The organism is Bacillus sp. SRI_025, assembly GCF_057592095.1.
On sequence record NZ_JBYEGB010000001.1, the window covers coordinates 229,640 to 248,214 of the forward strand.

At 41.7% G+C, this 18,575-nt stretch carries 20 protein-coding genes and 1 other RNA gene; 4 read left to right on the forward strand and 17 right to left on the reverse strand.

Features of this window, described 5'->3' with window-relative positions; translation table 11 throughout:
• Positions 1 to 17 precede the first annotated feature (17 nt).
• The 10 genes from AC20OE_RS01235 to AC20OE_RS01280 all read right to left on the reverse strand — a co-directional run bounded on the left by AC20OE_RS01235 (position 18) and on the right by AC20OE_RS01280 (position 10,947).
• On the reverse strand, positions 18 to 950 hold the full coding sequence (locus AC20OE_RS01235) for a response regulator (protein ID WP_268473790.1): 933 nt from the start codon (positions 948 to 950) through the stop codon (positions 18 to 20).
• Complete coding sequence (locus tag AC20OE_RS01240; RefSeq protein WP_039181423.1) at positions 947 to 2,263, reverse strand: ATP-binding protein; 1,317 nt, start codon at positions 2,261 to 2,263, stop codon at positions 947 to 949. Before AC20OE_RS01240 ends, AC20OE_RS01235 begins: the two co-directional genes overlap by 4 nt.
• A gap of 116 nt (positions 2,264 to 2,379) precedes the next feature.
• The gene (gene aspA / locus AC20OE_RS01245) at positions 2,380 to 3,825 is read right to left on the reverse strand and encodes an aspartate ammonia-lyase (protein ID WP_039181426.1); all 1,446 of its coding nucleotides are present in this window, start codon (positions 3,823 to 3,825) and stop codon (positions 2,380 to 2,382) included.
• Positions 3,826 to 3,843: 18 nt separating this feature from the next.
• Positions 3,844 to 5,121, reverse strand: coding sequence for a cation:dicarboxylate symporter family transporter (locus AC20OE_RS01250; RefSeq protein WP_039181428.1), 1,278 nt, complete (start codon positions 5,119 to 5,121; stop codon positions 3,844 to 3,846).
• A 175-nt stretch (positions 5,122 to 5,296) separates the two neighbouring features.
• Positions 5,297 to 5,431 (reverse strand): hypothetical protein, encoded by a 135-nt coding sequence (locus AC20OE_RS01255; protein WP_257218418.1) that lies wholly within the window; start codon positions 5,429 to 5,431, stop codon positions 5,297 to 5,299.
• Positions 5,428 to 7,863, reverse strand: coding sequence for a heavy metal translocating P-type ATPase (locus AC20OE_RS01260; protein ID WP_330545544.1), 2,436 nt, complete (start codon positions 7,861 to 7,863; stop codon positions 5,428 to 5,430). The genes AC20OE_RS01255 and AC20OE_RS01260 overlap by 4 nt, the downstream gene beginning before the upstream one ends.
• 80 nt (positions 7,864 to 7,943) lie before the next feature.
• Positions 7,944 to 8,150: a copper chaperone CopZ gene (gene copZ, locus AC20OE_RS01265; RefSeq protein ID WP_024423475.1), complete on the reverse strand. Its 207-nt coding sequence runs from the start codon at positions 8,148 to 8,150 to the stop codon at positions 7,944 to 7,946.
• A gap of 72 nt (positions 8,151 to 8,222) precedes the next feature.
• Positions 8,223 to 8,528 (reverse strand): metal-sensing transcriptional repressor, encoded by a 306-nt coding sequence (locus AC20OE_RS01270; RefSeq protein WP_012011272.1) that lies wholly within the window; start codon positions 8,526 to 8,528, stop codon positions 8,223 to 8,225.
• A gap of 101 nt (positions 8,529 to 8,629) precedes the next feature.
• On the reverse strand, positions 8,630 to 9,085 hold the full coding sequence (locus AC20OE_RS01275) for a DUF6376 family protein (RefSeq protein ID WP_487268098.1): 456 nt from the start codon (positions 9,083 to 9,085) through the stop codon (positions 8,630 to 8,632).
• Positions 9,086 to 9,345: 260 nt separating this feature from the next.
• On the reverse strand, positions 9,346 to 10,947 hold the full coding sequence (locus AC20OE_RS01280; protein WP_039181438.1) for a histidine kinase N-terminal 7TM domain-containing diguanylate cyclase: 1,602 nt from the start codon (positions 10,945 to 10,947) through the stop codon (positions 9,346 to 9,348).
• 233 nt (positions 10,948 to 11,180) lie between these two features.
• Here AC20OE_RS01280 and AC20OE_RS01285 point away from each other — a divergent pair, with 233 nt between their 5' ends.
• On the forward strand, positions 11,181 to 11,426 hold the full coding sequence (locus tag AC20OE_RS01285; RefSeq protein WP_487268101.1) for a hypothetical protein: 246 nt from the start codon (positions 11,181 to 11,183) through the stop codon (positions 11,424 to 11,426).
• 303 nt (positions 11,427 to 11,729) lie between these two features.
• On the opposite strand, the gene ssrA is transcribed toward AC20OE_RS01285, so the two are convergent.
• From ssrA to AC20OE_RS01320, 7 genes are all read right to left on the reverse strand, one after another.
• Positions 11,730 to 12,092, reverse strand: a transfer-messenger RNA (tmRNA) gene (gene ssrA, locus AC20OE_RS01290).
• Between the two features lie 173 nt (positions 12,093 to 12,265).
• On the reverse strand, positions 12,266 to 12,736 hold the full coding sequence (smpB, locus tag AC20OE_RS01295; protein WP_012011279.1) for an SsrA-binding protein SmpB: 471 nt from the start codon (positions 12,734 to 12,736) through the stop codon (positions 12,266 to 12,268).
• A 139-nt stretch (positions 12,737 to 12,875) separates the two neighbouring features.
• Positions 12,876 to 15,218: a ribonuclease R gene (gene rnr / locus AC20OE_RS01300; protein WP_487268104.1), complete on the reverse strand. Its 2,343-nt coding sequence runs from the start codon at positions 15,216 to 15,218 to the stop codon at positions 12,876 to 12,878.
• Positions 15,219 to 15,237: 19 nt separating this feature from the next.
• Positions 15,238 to 15,984, reverse strand: a complete 747-nt coding sequence (locus AC20OE_RS01305) for an alpha/beta hydrolase (RefSeq protein ID WP_039181462.1) — start codon at positions 15,982 to 15,984, stop codon at positions 15,238 to 15,240.
• A 124-nt stretch (positions 15,985 to 16,108) separates the two neighbouring features.
• Positions 16,109 to 16,342: a preprotein translocase subunit SecG gene (gene secG, locus AC20OE_RS01310; RefSeq protein WP_003212746.1), complete on the reverse strand. Its 234-nt coding sequence runs from the start codon at positions 16,340 to 16,342 to the stop codon at positions 16,109 to 16,111.
• A 186-nt stretch (positions 16,343 to 16,528) separates the two neighbouring features.
• Positions 16,529 to 16,819 carry an AbrB/MazE/SpoVT family DNA-binding domain-containing protein gene (locus tag AC20OE_RS01315; protein ID WP_039181465.1) on the reverse strand — a complete coding sequence of 97 codons (291 nt, stop codon included), beginning with the start codon at positions 16,817 to 16,819 and terminating at the stop codon, positions 16,529 to 16,531.
• Positions 16,820 to 16,848: 29 nt separating this feature from the next.
• Positions 16,849 to 17,082 carry a helix-turn-helix domain-containing protein gene (locus AC20OE_RS01320; protein ID WP_111291378.1) on the reverse strand — a complete coding sequence of 78 codons (234 nt, stop codon included), beginning with the start codon at positions 17,080 to 17,082 and terminating at the stop codon, positions 16,849 to 16,851.
• Between the two features lie 154 nt (positions 17,083 to 17,236).
• Between AC20OE_RS01320 and AC20OE_RS01325 the strand changes: the two genes are divergently transcribed.
• The 3 genes from AC20OE_RS01325 to catR all read left to right on the forward strand — a co-directional run bounded on the left by AC20OE_RS01325 (position 17,237) and on the right by catR (position 18,575).
• On the forward strand, positions 17,237 to 17,641 hold the full coding sequence (locus AC20OE_RS01325; protein ID WP_034660010.1) for a helix-turn-helix domain-containing protein: 405 nt from the start codon (positions 17,237 to 17,239) through the stop codon (positions 17,639 to 17,641).
• A gap of 130 nt (positions 17,642 to 17,771) precedes the next feature.
• On the forward strand, positions 17,772 to 18,173 hold the full coding sequence (locus AC20OE_RS01330) for a helix-turn-helix domain-containing protein (RefSeq protein ID WP_039181476.1): 402 nt from the start codon (positions 17,772 to 17,774) through the stop codon (positions 18,171 to 18,173).
• 81 nt (positions 18,174 to 18,254) lie between these two features.
• On the forward strand, positions 18,255 to 18,575 hold the full coding sequence (gene catR / locus AC20OE_RS01335) for a catDE operon transcriptional regulator CatR (RefSeq protein ID WP_024423485.1): 321 nt from the start codon (positions 18,255 to 18,257) through the stop codon (positions 18,573 to 18,575).

Consider the following 18,575-nt stretch of genomic DNA (forward strand, 5'->3'; position numbering starts at 1 on the left):
TGGAGAGCATGTCTTTTTTAATCTTCCATAAAAATACGTTTTGCTTCGTAATAAAGCACCTGCACAAATTTCTTCACATTGATACGGGTGTGTTCTTCTCTTCCGCTCATCTCTTTCGTCAATTCACTCATTTTCTTTCGCACGATGGTGAAATCGAAAAATTTTGATGCGTAATTTTCAAATGTTGGATGGGAAAAGTCGGTTAGCCCAAGTGATGCGATATGTTTCAATGATTGGTTGATCGCACGTCTTACCCGCTGCTCGGCTGCCTTTGCTTCTCTTGCGATGTCTGCCGATGTATAGGGATCACTTAATTTATCCTCCGTAATCCCAGTGAAAATGATCTTTAAAGAAGGAAAGGAATCGTGATGATCAGCATGCATCGCTAAATACTGGTCTGTAAACAGAATCATATCTAATAAATCTTTAGATCCCTTCTCACCAACAATACCGAGCTCCGCCAGCAAAAACTGCCCTGCCTCTGCAAGACTTTTCCCCCGCTGCTTCGTTTTCGTCTGACCGCGCTGCTGAAATTGCATGACCGATTTAAGTGAGTGCTGAATATTTTCAATAGAATGCTCTAAATGAAGACGTTCAATCATGAGATGGAGAACGCTTAAGACCTCTACCCGATTGATCGGCTTTGTCACATAATACTCAACGCCAAGCGTATACGCCTGTCCGATTAATTCCTTTGTTTCAACCTGTGACAGCATTAAATATTTCCCGTGAAACTCATCCTTGATTGCTCGAATCGTTTCAAGCCCGTCTCTTTCCGGCATCAATAGATCAATACATAAAATATCAATGTGCAAATCATTTAAGTAGCTGGCTGTTAACTCTGCGCCATCCTCTGCTTCTCCGGCCACAATACCAAGCTCTTCATCTTCAATGAGCTGAGCCAGTGAAGAACGAACGGCTTCATCATCATCAACAATAAAAAATCTCATCTCCCAATCCCCTCTTTTCTACTGACTTGATCTACTGGTATCGTTAAAGTGAAAATCGTTTGCTTATTTGGGATACTCTTCATCTCAACACTTCCGCCAAGCTTCTCCGCTGTATCCTTTACATACGCAAGCCCAATACCGCTTGATGGATTCCCAACCTGGTCGTATTTTAAAGTGAAACCTGGCTTAAAAATAACATGATGATTACGTTCTTTTATGCCAGGCCCGTTGTCGCTGATTTGAAAAATCACCTGGTTCTCTTTCTGTGAAATAGAAAGTGACACTTCTCCATCTACAGGAATGGCTTCAACAGCGTTGGATACGATGTTATTTAACAAAGATAGAATGGTATACACGTGATAGGCGGGGTGCTGCCCATCTTCATCATAATGAAAGACGATGTTTTTTTTAAGAGATTCAGCATAATTTTCATGAATGCGAATGACAAGCCCAGCGATATGAGAAGGACTCTCATAAGCCTGGAAATTTTCCTCATGAATCAGCTTTGATAAGGCAGAAAAAATCCGCTGGTTATCTTTTTTGATTTCATGCACCTCTCCTGCAATTTGCAAGGCGGTTTTACCGAGCTTTTTCAAATCCAATGATTCTGCATCCTTTGCGTGGTGAAGGGATTGATACAATTGATAGGATGTAGCCGTAATGTGCTCAGCATGTGCGAGTGTTTTATGAAAATATGTAGATTCCGTGTAAAGGTTAGACAGGAGCATCAGCAGATGTTCCTTTTCCTTTTTCATCTGACGCTCTCTCGCCTGCTCTTCATATAAGCGAATCATTGTATAACAAGCTAACACGAAAAAGCTTCTGAAAATCGCCAAAACAAATAATTGAAACAGCGTCCGCCCCGTTAAAATTTCATCCATGGTGCCTCGAAGTGCAATGATCTCAACAACGCTTGCGCACAGCTCCATGATGATGCCTGTTGCTCCAATCAGCCAAGGCTGATCACGGAAACGTCTGACCTTCAATAAATAAAAGAGTGTGCCATAGACGACATAATAAAGCAGGGAAGGAAATCTTAATGAAACCGCCTCTTCCAGCGGAAGATGCCCTGTCACGGCTGTATCAAGCAGCACGCGAAACGCAAAAACAGATATCCCAGCGATGATGCCGCTTGCCCATGCAGGAAATCTTTTCATTTGAAGCAGGATAAAGAAAAAGACAACGGTTCCAAAGCTGACCCGAAAGCTGTCCTCAAATGGATAAAATTTAAACTCTCCGCCAATCGGCGTCAGTACAATGAGCAGCACAATTAAATAAGGCTCTGTATTCAGCCATTTTTTTAGTAGATTCAAACGCAGTCACATCCCTAATAATTGACGATAGTATACTATGTGAGCTAAAGAAAAACAAACCTTCATGAAAAAGCGCACACCGGAACTTTGCCGGTGTGCGCTTCTCATGATGCCGCTTAATCTTCTAAACGATCTTTTTCTAAAAGTGATGCGCCAGCAATACCTGGTTTTGTCATTTCAAAAGGATTTAAGATGACATCAAGCTCTTCCTCTGTTAACACATCATTTTGCAGACAAAGCTCACGTACAGATGCGCCTGTAAGAATGGCTTCTCTTGCAATTCGTGCAGCCGCTTCATAACCAATATGCGGGTTCACCGCCGTCATGACACCGGCACTCTTTTCTACATATTCTTTTAATCTAGATTCATCTGCTTTTAGGTCACGCAAGCAGTTGTCCACAAAGGACTCGAATACATTTTTCATCATGCTGAGAGATTGAAGCAGGTTGAACACCAACACTGGTTCCATAACGTTCAGTTCAAGCTGGCCAGCCTCTGATGCAAGACAGATTGTGTGATCGTTCCCAATGACTTGGAAAGCCACTTGGTTCATGACCTCAGGCATAACTGGATTGACTTTCCCTGGCATGATAGATGAACCTGGCTGTCTCGGCGGCAAGTGCAGCTCACCAAAGCCTGCTCTTGGACCAGAAGCCATCAGACGAATATCGTTCGCCATTTTGGACATGTTCATCATACATACTTTAAGCGCAGCAGATACTTCTGTATAAGCATCTGTATTTTGCGTTGCATCGACTAAATCTTCAGCACCAACTAACGGTAATCCGCTAATGTCAGATAGATAGCCAACCACTTGGCGAATATATTTAGGATCTGCATTCAATCCAGTTCCGACTGCTGTTGCACCCATATTGACTTCATATAAATGCTGTCTAGACTGCTTGATACGTTTAATATCACGAGCAAGAACTTTTGCATACGCACTAAACTCTTGTCCAAGTCTGATTGGAACAGCGTCCTGAAGATGCGTACGTCCCATTTTGATGACATGATCGAATTCCTGCGCTTTTTCAGTCATGACTTGATGCATGTTTTCCATCGTATAAAGTAGTTTTTCAATCATATTCAATGTTGAAATATGAATCGCTGTTGGGAAAACGTCGTTTGTTGACTGCGACATATTCACATGCGTGTTTGGACTTAGCTCAGTATAAGCGCCTTTTTCCTTTCCTAGTAGTTCAAGCGCTCTGTTTGCAATGACTTCATTGGCATTCATATTCATTGAAGTGCCAGCCCCGCCTTGAATTGGATCGACAATAAATTGATTGTTCCATTTTCCTTCGATGACCTCATCTGCCGCTTCAACAATTTTTTCTCCAAGGCCAGAATATAGTCGCTGTGTATCCATATTTGCAAGTGCGGCTGCCTTTTTGACAATCCCTAATGCTTTGATGAGTTCCTCATGAATACGGTAGCCTGTAATTGGAAAGTTCTCCACTGCACGTAATGTTTGAATTCCATAATATGCTTGAGTGTCTACTTCCTTTTCACCTAGAAAGTCTCGTTCGATTCGAACTTGCTTGTCCTGTAGCTTCGTCATTTGAAAAGATCTCCTTTTTTACGCTGCTTTTGTTTGTTGTTTCAATTCCTCAATATACTTCTTCGATTTCTCTTGATCAAATACTTTTTCCCACTTAGACATGACAATGGCTGCAAGTGAGTTACCAAATACGTTCACTGTTGTACGAACCATGTCAAGAAGTCGGTCGATCCCAACGATGAAGGCAAGTCCTTCAAGCGGCAGTCCCATAGCACCAAGAGTTGTGATGACAACAACGATCGATGCACCTGGTACACCAGCCATTCCTTTAGATGTCAGCATTAAAATTAATAGTAACGTAATTTGCTCATAGATGGAAAGCGGCATGCCGTACATTTGTGCAACAAATATCGCAGCAATGGATTGATAGATGGCACTTCCATCTAGGTTAAAGGTATAGCCTGTTGGAATAACGAACGACGTGATCGCTTTCGGGCAGCCGAACTTCTCCATTTTGTCCATTAATCTAGGCAGTACAGCTTCTGAACTTGCTGTTGAGAATGCAAGAATGATTTCTTCTTTTAATACTCTAAATAGTGTAAAGACGCTTGTTCCAGCCATTTTAGCAATAATGCCAAGTACAACAATGACGAAGAATGCCATTGTACCGTAAACGACAAGTACCAGTTTACCTAGCGGGAGAAGCGCTCCGACCCCGAATTTGATCACCGTCACACTGATGAGCGCGAATACACCAAATGGTGCAAACTTCATCACTTTATTGGTCACCCAGAACATGGCTTCGAGTATACCCTCAAAGAATCCTAATACTGGTTTTCCTTTATCTCCTACTGCGGCAATTCCTAATCCGAATAAGACTGTAAAGAAGATGGTTGGTAATAGATCACCTTCTGCAATAGATTGGAAAACGTTTGTTGGTACAAGATGAACCAACGTTTCAGAGAAAGTCGCTTTTTCAGAAGAAGCCTTAGATGTCTCTTCATATTTAGAGATATCGCCTTTCTCCATGTTGCTCATATCAATTCCTGTACCAGGATGGAAGACGTTTGCTGCAAGCAGTCCAACTGCTAATGCAATCGTTGTCACAATCTCGAAGTAAAGAATTGTTTTTCCGCCGAGTCTTCCGATCGTTTTCATATCGCCTACACCTGCAACTGCTACAATCAATGCAGCAATAACAATTGGAAGAACGATCATTTTAATTAAATGGATGAATATATCGCCAATCGGCGTTAACACATTAATAACGGTTTCATTTTGATAAAACAGCGCTCCCACGACAACACCCAGAACAAGTGCAATGAGTATTTGAGAAGCTAACCCTAACTTTTTCATACGTGAACCCCCTTTTTTTGATAACGCTTTCTTTGTTGCTTAATCGCATCTTAACGACGAACCTACAAAAAACGACAAAAAGGAACAAAAAGAAGTGAATTTTTTATGAAAAATCTTTAAAAAGGTGGGTTTTTCCACAATATTGTTAAAAAAAGACTTCGCTTTTGGCGAAGTCTTAATGATTTTGCATTTGTTCACTTGGTGTATCTTGTTGTGTAGAAAATCTATCGTACATCGCATATCCAATGAGGACAAGAACAACGTAGAACAATGCACTAATCGTCCAAACCCATTTGACATTCATCTTCATTCTGCCACTCCTTCTCTGACTGGCTTCAATCGCTGCAATCTGAGCGCATTCAGCACAACGGACACGGAGCTAAAGGCCATTGCCGCTCCTGCAAGCCATGGCGCAAGGAAACCAAATGCAGCGATCGGTATCCCAATACAGTTATAGGCAAGCGCCCAAAATAAATTTTGCTTAATGTTTCTCATTGTTTTTTGACTAAATTCCAGCGCATCTGCAATCGCATGGAGATCTCCTGTCATGAGCGTAATATCTGCTGCTTCCATGGCAACGTCTGTCCCTGTTCCCACAGCCATCCCAATATTCGCTGTTGCAAGAGCTGGGGCATCATTGATACCGTCTCCGACCATGGCGACTTTTTTTCCTTGTTTCTGAAGCGCTGCAATATGAGCCGCTTTTTCTTCAGGCAGCACTTCAGCAATGACATGATCAATGCCTGCCTGTTTCGCAATCGTCTCTGCTGTTAGTTTATTATCACCTGTCATCATCACAACGTGAATCCCCTGCTCTTTCAGACGAGCGATGGCTTGATGAGAGGATGATTTGATCGTATCTGCGACCGCGACAATGCCAGCGACTTCGCCGTCAATCGCGACAAGCATAGCCGTTTTTCCTTGCTCCTCCAGCGTTGTGACGGATGATTCGACTTGATCATATGGGATATGATGTTTCTGTAATAGCTTACGCGTTCCAATTAAAAGCTTGTGTCCTGCGGCATTTGCTTCAATTCCATGACCTGGATCTGCTTGGAAGGCTTCAACTCCGACTGCTTCAAGACCTTGTTCCTTCATACCGTCTGTGATCGCCCTGGCAAGCGGGTGTTCCGACTGCTGTTCTGCCGATCCTGCTAGTTGCAGCACCGCATCTTCTGTCCAATTCGCGTATGCCAACACATCTGTCAGACTCGGCTCCCCTTTTGTCACAGTTCCTGTTTTATCTAACACCACCGTGTCGAGTGATTGAGTCACTTCTAAATGCTCTCCGCCTTTAAACAGAATGCCTGATTCAGCCGCACGGCCGCTGCCAGCCATAATAGAGGTAGGTGTAGCAAGTCCGAGCGCACATGGACATGCGATAACAATGACGGCTATAAAGGTTTCAAGTGCTGACGTCACATTCCCAGGGTCGACAAAGAAAAACCATATGAGGAATGTGAGCACAGCAATTCCTACAACGATGGGCACAAATATCCCTGATATTTGATCTGCCATTCTTTGAATCGGTGCTTTTGAGCCCTGCGCTTGTTCTACGACTCGGATAATCTGGGAAAGCGCCGTCTCTTTTCCGACTTTTGTCGCTTTTATTTTCATAAATCCATTTTTATTGATCGTTGCTCCGATGACCATATCTCCTGCGGTTTTATCAACAGGCAGACTTTCTCCTGTAATCATGGACTCATCTATTGCGGTTGTTCCCTCTGTGATCTCTCCATCTACCGGCACTTTTTCACCCGGTTTGACAAACACAAGATCATTCACTTTCACGTCAGAAATAGGCACAGTCATCTGTTTGCCATCTCGTTCGATAACCGCTTCTTTCGCTTGTAAGCCCATCAGTTTTTGAATCGCTTCTGATGATCTTCCTTTTGCTCTTGCTTCCATTAATTTTCCGAGCACGATCAACGTAATGAGGACAGCACTTGTTTCATAATAGAGGGCTGCCTCATGTGTGCCTCGAATCGCTGACTGAATGCTTTCATATAAACTATAGAAAAACGCGGCAGAAGTCCCAAGTGCGACAAGAACATCCATATTGGCACTTTTATTTCTTAAAGCCTTATACGCACCTACATAAAATGGCCAGCCGACAATAAACTGCACAGGCGCTGCTAACGCCAGCTGAACCCATGGATTCATGAACGCTTCAGGCAGCCAAATAAAGGATGTGAAAGAAAAATGGCTGACCATTGCCCAAAGAAGCGGCAGTGACAAAATCATTGAGAATAAAAAGCGTGCCGTCTGCTTCTCTATTGCTGCTTGGCGGTGATCTTTTTTTCCTCCCTCTGCTTGATCTACGTCTGGTTCAATTAAGGAATACCCTATAGACTGCACTGCATTTTTTATATCATTTGTAGACGTTTGGCCCGGATGATATGTGACCTGAAGTGTCTCTAGCGCAAAGTTTACAGACCCGTGATCGACACCGTCCATTCGGTTAATTTTTTTCTCGATTCGGTTTGCACAAGCCGCACAAGTCATTCCCTCTATATCAAATTCTGCTTTCTCTATCACCACATCGTAACCAAGAGATTGGACTTTTCGCTTCAAATCATCTGGTGTTAACTGCTCTGATTCGTAGATGATATGGGAAGTTTCAAGCGCCAAATTCACACTGGCATCCTCCACACCTTCCAGCCTGTTCAATCCCTTTTCGATGCGGCCTGCACAGGCAGCACAGGTCATCCCCGTAATTTGAAAGTCAATTTCCTTTTTCATTGATCTCACCTCTCCACATACTCCATGGGGGTATTATATTTTGAAAAAAAGACGTGCTGTCATGCAGCACGTATGTTCATTTATACGACATCATATCCCTGTTCTTCAATCACATCAGAGATACGGTGTAATGTGACTTGATCCGGGTGAAATGAAACCTCCACCTGTCCTTTGTCTAAATGGACTTTCACAGATTCAACACCTGCTAATTCTCCTACATTTCCTTCGACTGCTTTCACGCAATGTCCACAAGACATGCCCTGCACTTGAAGTGTTGCTTGTTCCACTTCTCATCGCCTCCATCAATCATTTTCTACAACTTACTATACCCTAGTAGGGTATCAATGTAAACATAAATGCTACGATTTTGTCAGTTTCGTAAAGACCGTCATTAACTCTTCAATGGCTTCATCCCCATTGCCGCTCTTGATAGCATCTGCTACGCAATGATGTGTATGCTTTTCCATCAAATGCAGACTGACTTTTTTCAAAGCCGCATTGACTGCGGAAATTTGATTCACAACATCTATACAGTAACGATCGTTTTCAATCATTTGCTGAATCCCGCGAACTTGTCCTTCCACTCGTTTCAAACGATTGATCAATTGATCTTTTTCCTTCTCGGCTCTTGGCGAAGCCATATGTCGTTCTTCATGTTCTGTCATGTGTGATCACCTTTTTTCTATTATGACTTGTCATTACTTAAATTAAAGCATATCTCCACCGGAAAAGGCAAAGATATGCGGCATATAAAGCTATGTTTGTCCTAATTTGTTAATTGTTCGATATCCTGCAAAAGATTGACGGATTGTTGAAGCTGTTTCATCAATCCCTGCTGATCCTCCAGTATGGAGGCAACATCGATATCGCCTGCTTTCAATTGCTGTAAATACGTTTGGATTTCCTCTGACAGCACTTTATTTTTTTCAATGATTTGTGCATGCAGGTCTTCTGCCATTTTTGGCGCTGTGACTTCATTAAAATCTTGAATATCTGCCTTCAATGATTCAAGCTGCTGCGTTAATTCTGCTTTTTTGGCGGCATTTTGCACAGCTTCTTCAGCGAGTTTTGGAAAGTCCTCTGTAAATTGCTGAATGTCTGTCACATAGTCATTTGCCTCAGTGACATATGTCGTTGTATCGTTGACCTGATCAAGCAAGCCGGAGCACCCGCTTAATACAAGCGTTCCGTAAAATAGGAAAGCCATCACATATTTTTTCAAGATCGATCATCCTTTCATCTGTAGGATTAAAAGCATCATTTGTTCCGCTTCCCTCTATATCACACAGATGCAAAAAGACCTTAAAAATAGCCAGACCTTTGCCTCATGTGTGATAGGCAAAGGTCTGGCTAACATTGTTCATGCCGGAATGACCGAGAAACAACGAACGTTTCTGTAATGACGACCAGACCGTAAAAGCTACTCCCCTTTAGGAAACCGTTCAAATGTTATGTTTATCATATCGAATGTCGGGACAACAGTCAATTCGGGAGGTCCTGCTCATGATACAGCACATGACCCTTTCCAGTTGATGCATAAATCCGGTTCCGTCCTTGGCGTTTTGACATATACAAGGCCTGATCCGCTTCAAATAGAAGTGTTTCTAATACACAAGGATCATTGGCTGTATGAGCAATTCCAAAGCTCGCTGTCACTCGAACTTTTTCCTCATCATTCGTAAAGAAGCTCGCTTCAAACGAATGTCTTATTTGTTCCGCGATATGACAGGCCTCTTTAAATGACTGATGCGGCAGACAAATGGCAAACTCTTCTCCTCCATATCGTCCAAATAAATCATCCATTTGTAAATGCTCCTGACAAATAGAGACAACATGACGCAGTGCTTCATCTCCAATATGATGTCCGTGTGTGTCATTAATTTGTTTAAAGAAATCAATATCAAACAGCATAACCGCCGTATCCTGCGCATCCTCTTCCAAAATCAGCTGCGTTCGTTCGATGAAAGAAGAACGATTGAAAATATTCGTCAAACCATCGATATACGCACGACGCTCCAGCTCTTCCTGCAGCAAACGCTGCTCTGTTACATCACTGATCACTATTTGCCTGCCCTCGATCTCTCCTCTTTTATTAAATAGAGACGAAGCGGTCAGATGATAATAGCAGGACTGGTCTTTTTCCTTTTTCCACATTAGATCATATTGCGAATGATCCTGCGGAGAGCGCAGCCACTGAATGAACGCTGAATCTTTGATGATTCCTGAGAAAATATCGTCGACTTTATAGCCAATTCCCTTTTTATTCGCAAGTGTCGGAATGATCGATGCTGCAGCGGGGTTGTAATCAATGAGTGTCCGATATCGATCTAAAATCAGAACCCCTTCAGACATATGCTCAAACACACGCTCCATTGCAATGGGAGAGATTTTAAAGAGCTGAAACGACATAATCGCCCATAAATAGAGTGCGTTAGTCAAAAACATCACCACAGGGACCGGATCAATATGAAAAGGAGTGACACCTAATAAATAGATAAAAGAAGTCATAATGGGTAATAACATTCCCACTAACAGTATCAGAATCTGCTTTAAATATTCTTTTTTTGTGACACGTAAAAACCAAACCAGCATAAAAATAGCGAGCATCGAACAGCCAAACGTATAAACGCCATGGATGATATACCAATAGCCAATCGTAAAATCAGCCAATAAAAAACCATCTACTGGATTTATCGTGATGTCTCGATAAAAGAGCGAATGTAAAGAGTTGGTGAACACCAAAATGGTTGTGAGAGTTGGAATCAATAAGATGAGAAGCACGCGGCGCTTTGTGAAATATTGATGGAATCCCGTAAATTGCAGCACAATCAGCAGACTGAGCGGTGCGATAAACGGAAGACCTATGTATTGAAAACAAACCCAGAACATGATTTCTCCAGGGGTACGAGCCAATAATTCAAACGTATGCCCAAAGATATAAATCGCAGTTGCTCCAGACATGTACATAAACAATTGACAGCCAATATACCGATGGCGGTTTGCATGAGCAATGATTGATAATATCACGGACAGAATGCCAGAAACACTCATGATCACAATAAAATGTAAAACAATCGAATCCATGTAAACGCCCCAATTTCAGTCATTTAGAACTAGTCTAATCTTACTATATATGAGGAAGTCTAAAATGGGAAGATGTGATTTTGAATTGGTTGGAGGTTTTTTGTAAATTTTCAGGCGTTACCTGTTCGTGCCCCCTTATATTTTCACTACTTTTTGCTTAATTTGAGGGAGAAGTATGTTGCGCCCAGAAAAATATATGTACAATGTGGGGATCAATGGAGAGGAGACTCGAAATGAATATAACTTTTTGGATCATCATGATGGGGCTGTTTCTGCTGATTCTTTTGGAAAAACCGTTTGAAAAGAGAAGTTCTGGATTATTATTTTTGATCAGTTACTTGCTGCTGATTGCGATTTATGTGATTCAGACAACATTTGTGGAACTTGTGTCAGATGAATTTTTGATGATGATTGCGGTGGTTGTCGTTTTTCCTTTGTTTGTTCGGTTGGTGGTGTCTTCTTTGACAAACCGTACATAAATAAGGTTAATAATAATTAAAGAAACTCCGGTTATTCCTAATAGAAATAACCGGAGTTTTTAAGCTAAAATTCCCTCTATCCTATTTTTCCAATCACTCCTATGAATTAGACGTAATTCATGTAGATTATTCTTAACTATAGTCGACTTGCTCATTTTCGAAATGGCTTCCCAATCTCCTTTAATAATATAAGTAGCATTTCCAAGCTTAACATTCTCAAATACAAATAAATTAAAAAAGTCAATATTTTTTAAATTAGATAAAAAAAAAGCCCCTTTATAGAAAGAGGCCTTTTTATTTAAATTATGGAGACGGTGGGAGTCGAACCCACGTCCAGAGACATCGATTACTTAAGCGTCTACGAGCGTAGTCAACATATTTTGTATTCACTCATCCTCATGCCTGCTGACGGGCGCTTGGAGAGCTAGTCTGATGGATCTCTTCATACGTCCTCAGACGGAAACGTAAGCGTAGCCTACTTCATTGGGCTCCTCACAGACACATAGGCGATGTCAGGAAGAGCTCGCTGCGCTTATTAGGCAGCTAGTGCTAAGTTTTGGTTAAAACTTTTAGTTTTGCCAGTTACATTTAAGTGCGTGTTAACGAGATCGCCTCTCGGCTCGCAGCCTAAGCTCGAACCATCCCTGTCGAATCCGTAACGTCCCCTTGTAAAAGGGATATACGGGATGGAAGTTCAGCTTCACTGCTTCCGTATATAACTATTATAACAATCTCATCGCTCGAAACAACTGGTGGTTTCTGTAAAAAAGCGATGATTGTTTTCTGCATAACATATTGTAGCATAATGCTTCCGCTCTCAGCAAGCCATCTGCATCAGGCTAGAATTGCTTTTGACGATCGCGGAAGGCACGTTCGATTTCACGTTTTGCATCTTTTTTCTTCAGATCTTCACGTTTATCGTATTTCTTCTTCCCTTTCCCAATTCCAATCAGCACTTTGGCAAAGCCATTTTTCAAATATAGTTTCAGAGGCACAAGTGAGTAGCCTTCTTCCTTTGTCGCACCAATCAATTTGCTGATTTGCTTGCGATGAAGTAGCAGCTTTCTCGTTCTCAGCGGATCATGGTTATAACGGTTCCCCTGTTCGTATGGGCTCACGTGCATGTTGTGAAGAAACACTTCTCCTCGCTCGATTTTGGCAAAGGAATCTTTTAAATTCACTTTTCCAGCACGAATCGATTTGATTTCAGTTCCTTGTAATACAAGGCCGGCTTCGTAAGTTTCTTCTATAAAGTAATCATGATTTGCTTTTTTGTTTTGGGAAACAACCTTTCCCTCTCCCTTTGGCATTGGCGTACACCCTCCTTTTGACACAGACACGGTCCAAATCGTACGGATTATTTTATCAAACAATCCACCTTTCGACAATGCTAACGCCATGTGGTCAAAAAGCAAATAGAGCGTGATGCCCTATTTGCTTTTTGGCACGTTACTTTTTCTTTTTGCGTTTTTGTTTCGGTGCGTTTTCAAATACACGTTTTTTCTTTTTCTTCTTCTTACGGCTTGTGAACCAGTCACTTCCGCTTTTATCCTCTTTGCCTTTTTCCCCAGAGGCTTTTTGACCTCCACGCCCTTTTTTCGCTGGTGGATCTGTCCGTTTTTTGAACTTGAAATCTTTTGGTGATTTACGGCGAGTGCCCTTCATACCGACGATTTCAAAATCAATCGAGTGCTCATCTTTATTGACATTCACGACTTTGACAGTGATTTCATCACCGATACGGTAGACATTTCCTGTACGTTCACCGATCATGGCAAAGTGCTGCTCATCAAAGCGATAATAGTCGTCAGTCATGTAGCTGACATGGACAAGACCTTCTATCGTATTTGGCAGTTCAACGAATAGTCCGAAGTTCGTCACGGAACTAATCATGCCATCAAACTCTTCACCGATTTTATCTAACATAAACTCTGCCTTCTTAAGATCATCTGTTTCACGCTCTGCATCGACTGAGCGGCGCTCCATTGTCGACGCATGATCTGCGATTTCAGGCAGCAGCTGGCCCCACTTTTCTAATGTCGCTTCATCTGTCTTTTTCTGAATCAAATAGGTTCTAATCAGTCTATGCACGATTAAATCCGGGTAACGTCGGATCGGTGATGTGAAGTGTGTATAGAATTCCGTTGATAATCCAAAATGGCCAATGCTTTCTGGATCATACTTCGCCTGTTTCATAGAGCGAAGCATCACAGTTTGAATGACGACTTCTTCTGGTTGATCCCTGACAGCATCGAGGACACTTTGAAGTGCGCGCGGGTGAATATTCGTTGACGTTCCTTTTACAATGTAACCAAACGTCGTCACGAACTCTAAAAAGCGCTGAAGTTTCTCAGGATTTGGTTCTTCGTGAATTCGGTAAATGAACGGAACATTCATCCAGTGGAAATGCTCTGCAACCGTTTCGTTTGCAACAAGCATGAATTCTTCAATTAATTTCTCTGCAACGGAACGCTCACGAATGACAACGTCTTTCGCTGCGCCTTCATCATCTACAAGCACTTTTGCTTCCTTGAAATCAAAGTCTACAGCTCCGCGCTCCATTCGTTTTTCACGAAGAATCTCTGCAAGCTTCTCCATCTCTTGGAACATCGGAACAAGCGGCTCATATTTGTTTAGAAGCTCTTCGTCTTGGTCGACTAAAATCTTATTCACATCGGAATAGGTCATTCTCTCCGTCGTTTTGATCACACTTTGGAAAATCTCGTGTTTGACGACTTTCCCGTTACGATCAATGACCATTTCACAAGACAGGGTGAGACGATCGACCTTTGGATTTAATGAACAAATACCGTTTGATAAACGATGCGGAATCATCGGAATGACGCGGTCGACGAGATACACACTCGTTCCACGTTCATATGCTTCCTGATCAATCGGTGAATTCTCTGTGACATAATGAGAAACGTCTGCAATGTGCACGCCGAGCTTATATTTGCCATCATCCAGCTTTTGCACGGTTACGGCATCATCTAAGTCCTTCGCATCTGCACCGTCAATCGTCACGATCGTTTCATTGCGCAGATCACGTCTGCCTTCAAGGTCCTTTTCATCAATCGTTTCCGGTGTGTCCGCTGCCTGCTGAAGTGCTTCTTCTGGGAATTCACCTGGCAGACCGTGTTTATGAATGATCGACAAAATATCAATGCCAGGGTCATTTTTATGACCAAGGATTTCAGTCACTTCACCCTCTGCACTCATTCTTCCTTCAGGGTAGCTTGTCAGCGTCACAACGACTTTATGACCTTCAACCGCTCCGTTTTTAGCGGATTTCGGAATGAAGATATCGTTTGTGATTTTTTTATCATCAGGAATGACAAAGCCAAAGCTTTTCGTTTCAGTATAGGTACCGACAACCGTCTGAGTATTACGCTCCAGAATGCGGATGACAGTTCCTTCTTTTTTCGTGCCGTTTGATTTGTGGCTGACACGAACCATGACAGTATCGCCATTCATCGCTGTGCCTAACTCATTTGGGGGAATGAAAATATCATCCTGTCCAAACTCTTCAGGCGTCACAAATGCAAATCCTTTTGCATGAGCAGACAGCTTTCCTTTTAATAAATTCATTTTTTCTGGTACACCGTAACGGTCGCTGCGCGTGCGAACGATGAGTCCTTGATCTTCCAGCGTCACAAGTGCTTTGACGAGCTCTTTATAATCATCAGGATTGGTAATCTCCATCATGACTTCCAGCTCTTGAACGGTTAACGGTTTATACGCTTCTTCTTTCATAAAAGCGAGTAATTCATCCATAAATTCTTCTTTTTGCACACTCTAACCCCCTATATATTTAAATTGACCAATCAAGTGATTCTAAGAATGCATAGACATCCTGATGAACCTTCTCCCGCTCTTTATCAAGCGTGATGACATGGCCTGATTCTTCATACCATTTCAGATGCTTATCATCTGTCTCTACTTCGTTATAAATGATATTCGCACTATCTGTATTAATCATATGATCGTGACGTGCCTGCACAACAAAAGTAGGTGAATAGATCATGTCTACATTGTTTCTGACATCTGCAATCAGTTCTTGCAAACTCTTGAGAGTATCCATTGGTGTCTTCTTGAACGCTTCCATTTCTTGTTCAATTTGGTCCTCTGACTTACCCTCAAATTTCTTATAGTTACGGGCATAATCTAGTACACCCTGGTACATGACTTCTTCACTTTTTATGTACATAGGTGCACACATAGGTACAATTCCCTTTACAGGTACAGTGTAACCTAATTTCAATGAAAAAACTCCTCCGAGGGATAGTCCGCAAACCGCAATCTCCTCATAGCCCTCATCTTTTAAGAATTGATAGCCTTCTTCTACATCTTTCCACCAGTCAGCCGGGCCTGTATGGACAAGCTCTTCTGGCGGCACACCGTGTCCTTTATATTGAGGTGCATGGCATGTATATCCTCTTTCGTTCAAATAACGACCAAGCATTCGAACATCGGCTGTATTCCCAGTAAAACCGTGAAGAAGAAGCACCGCCTTTTCTCCACCTTTAAACGTAAATGGTTTTGGTGTAACAACTTTCATGATGTGACTTCCTTTCCTTCTGATATGGTTTATATTTTCCACTTGTATGTATGAAACAAACACAAAAGAGTGCTGATAATAAAAAAAGGTCTGAAAAAAGATCAGACCTTCTGTTACTCGCGCTTTACACGCCTAAATATGCCAATGCAAGTGTTAAGATGAAGAAAAGCACTGACAAAATAACCGTTAATCGGTGAAGAATCAAGTCAAGGCCTCTCGCTTTTTGTTTACCGAAAAGCTGCTCGGCTCCACCTGAAATAGCGCCTGACAGTCCAGCACTTTTACTTGATTGTAGTAATACAACGATGATAAGTGCGATACTGACAATTACGAGTAATGTGATAACAAATGCGTGCATGAAAACACCTCCAGACAAACTGGTACACATAACTTTATTTTACATGAAAACAAGGTGCATGTCACGAAACATCAAAATAAAGATTTCCTATATATTGTCGACTTGATTCGTTATTTTGATACAATTTCGTTCCAAAGTGCTGGTTGCAGCATTTTTTTATGCAATTTTTCGGTTAAAAACTCATTTTTAATGAGTTGCTTCTTCCTTCAATAGCTGTTTTAATTCTTCTAACAAACGTTCAGCTCCTTCAGGACTCAGCATCACGCTTCCATTTCCATAGCTTTTGTTGTACTTCGTCACTTGTCCCGTTAGCAGGCAGCTCTTATCTGCATCATATTTTTTCAGCATAATGGTTTGATCTTCAATGAAAATTTCTAACAGCTGCTCTTCTTTAATATTGAGTACCTTGCGCATTTCTGAGGGCAGAACAATTCTGCCGAGAGAATCAATGTGTCTGACCATCCCAGTCCTTTTCAAAGACATTTCCTCCTTGATGATGATATGAATCATTGACTTTTGTCAATATTTTCATAGTAAAATAGATCTTCAAATTTTTTATCAAAGTAATGAATCATTTTGCCAATGACAAGCTGTCCTGGTTTCCGGTGACCATTTAATACCCTGCTAAGTGTAGCAGGAGAGATGCCAATTTCATCAGCGAGCTGATTTAAAGACATATCGTTCTCGATCATATACTGCATGACAAAAGCCCGCCTGATCTGAATCTTTTCGACCATCATTACAACCTCCTATGGAATCAATATGTACAACATGTAAGGCTCTCACATCAAGCAGATTCATTAACTTATGTCAACACTTTTACCCCTCTGCTATTTCCTTTGGTCAATGATCATACTAAAATAAGTCATATACTGAAATGTGAGGTTCGATGTCATGAATCACTTTGGTGAACAATTACGCATTTTAAGAGAAAATAGAAAAATGTCGGTCAATCAACTTGCCATGTATTCAGGTGTAAGCGCTGCTGGTATTTCTCGTATTGAGAATGGAAAGCGCGGTGTGCCAAAACCTTTAACCATAAAAAAATTAGCACACGCCTTGAAGGTGCCTTATGAGGATTTAATGCTGCTTGCCGGTCATATTGAACAGGAACAAGTTCATGAAATGAAACCGAAATATGAGTCCATGTTAAAAATCTATCAAACGGCGCTTCAAAAGGATGTAGAACATCTTCCCATTTTTGACGGGGACAAATGGGAAAGGCTCTCCGCACAAGACATCAGCCAGCTGAATGAATACTTTCTCACGCTCATCAACCAAAAAAAGGCGAACAAATAGCGGGGCATAAACCTAATGTACATCCACCATTAACTAATGTCAATATTTTCATGGTATACTTATTGCCAATAGTCAACATATCAAGTAAAATAGACATATCGAATCTATAACCATGTGAGGTTTTGCGTTGATGAACTTTGGTGCATATTTAAGAGCATTACGTGAAGAAAAGAAGCTGTCAGTAAACCAATTAGCGATGTATTCTGAGGTCAGCGCTGCCGGTATTTCTCGTATTGAGAACGGGAAACGCGGCATTCCGAAACCTCCTACGATTAAAAAGCTAGCTGGTGCGTTAAAGGTACCTTATGAAGACATGATGCAGGCTGCGGGCTATATTGAGGAAGTCTCTCCTGTCCATCAGATCAAGGAAGAGGATCTGGCTTTATCCAAAATAAAGGAAGCCGCAGCGAAATATGAACTTGATGATCTCGAAATATTTGATGGTGACATATGGTCGACCCTTTCGAAAAAAGAAATAGAGGACCTCAACCGCTATTTGTTATTTATGTTAAACAGCCGATCATCCTCATAAATGTTTTCATCATTGACAAGCTTTTTGCGCCGATTTATGACAGATGTACGGTATAATGGGTTCAGATTGGAGTGAAGGAAGATGAATCAATCTGACATGTGCCCGCGGTTTGAAAAAGCAGTTGAGTTATTGAGCAAACGCTGGGTGGCACTGATTGTTTTTCAGCTTCTCTCAGGTCAGCAGCGCTTTAGTGAAATTGAGGCGGCTCTGACAAATTTAAGCGGAAGAGTATTATCTGAGAGATTAAAAGAGCTGGAGGCAGCAGGTATTGTAAAACGGGAGGTTTTTGCTGAAACACCCGTGCGCATAGAGTATTCTTTAACAGATATGGGGCGTTCACTTGCACCCGTTTTTGAAGAAATTGCGAAGTGGTCCTCTGAATGGATCACGCTTGAATCATAA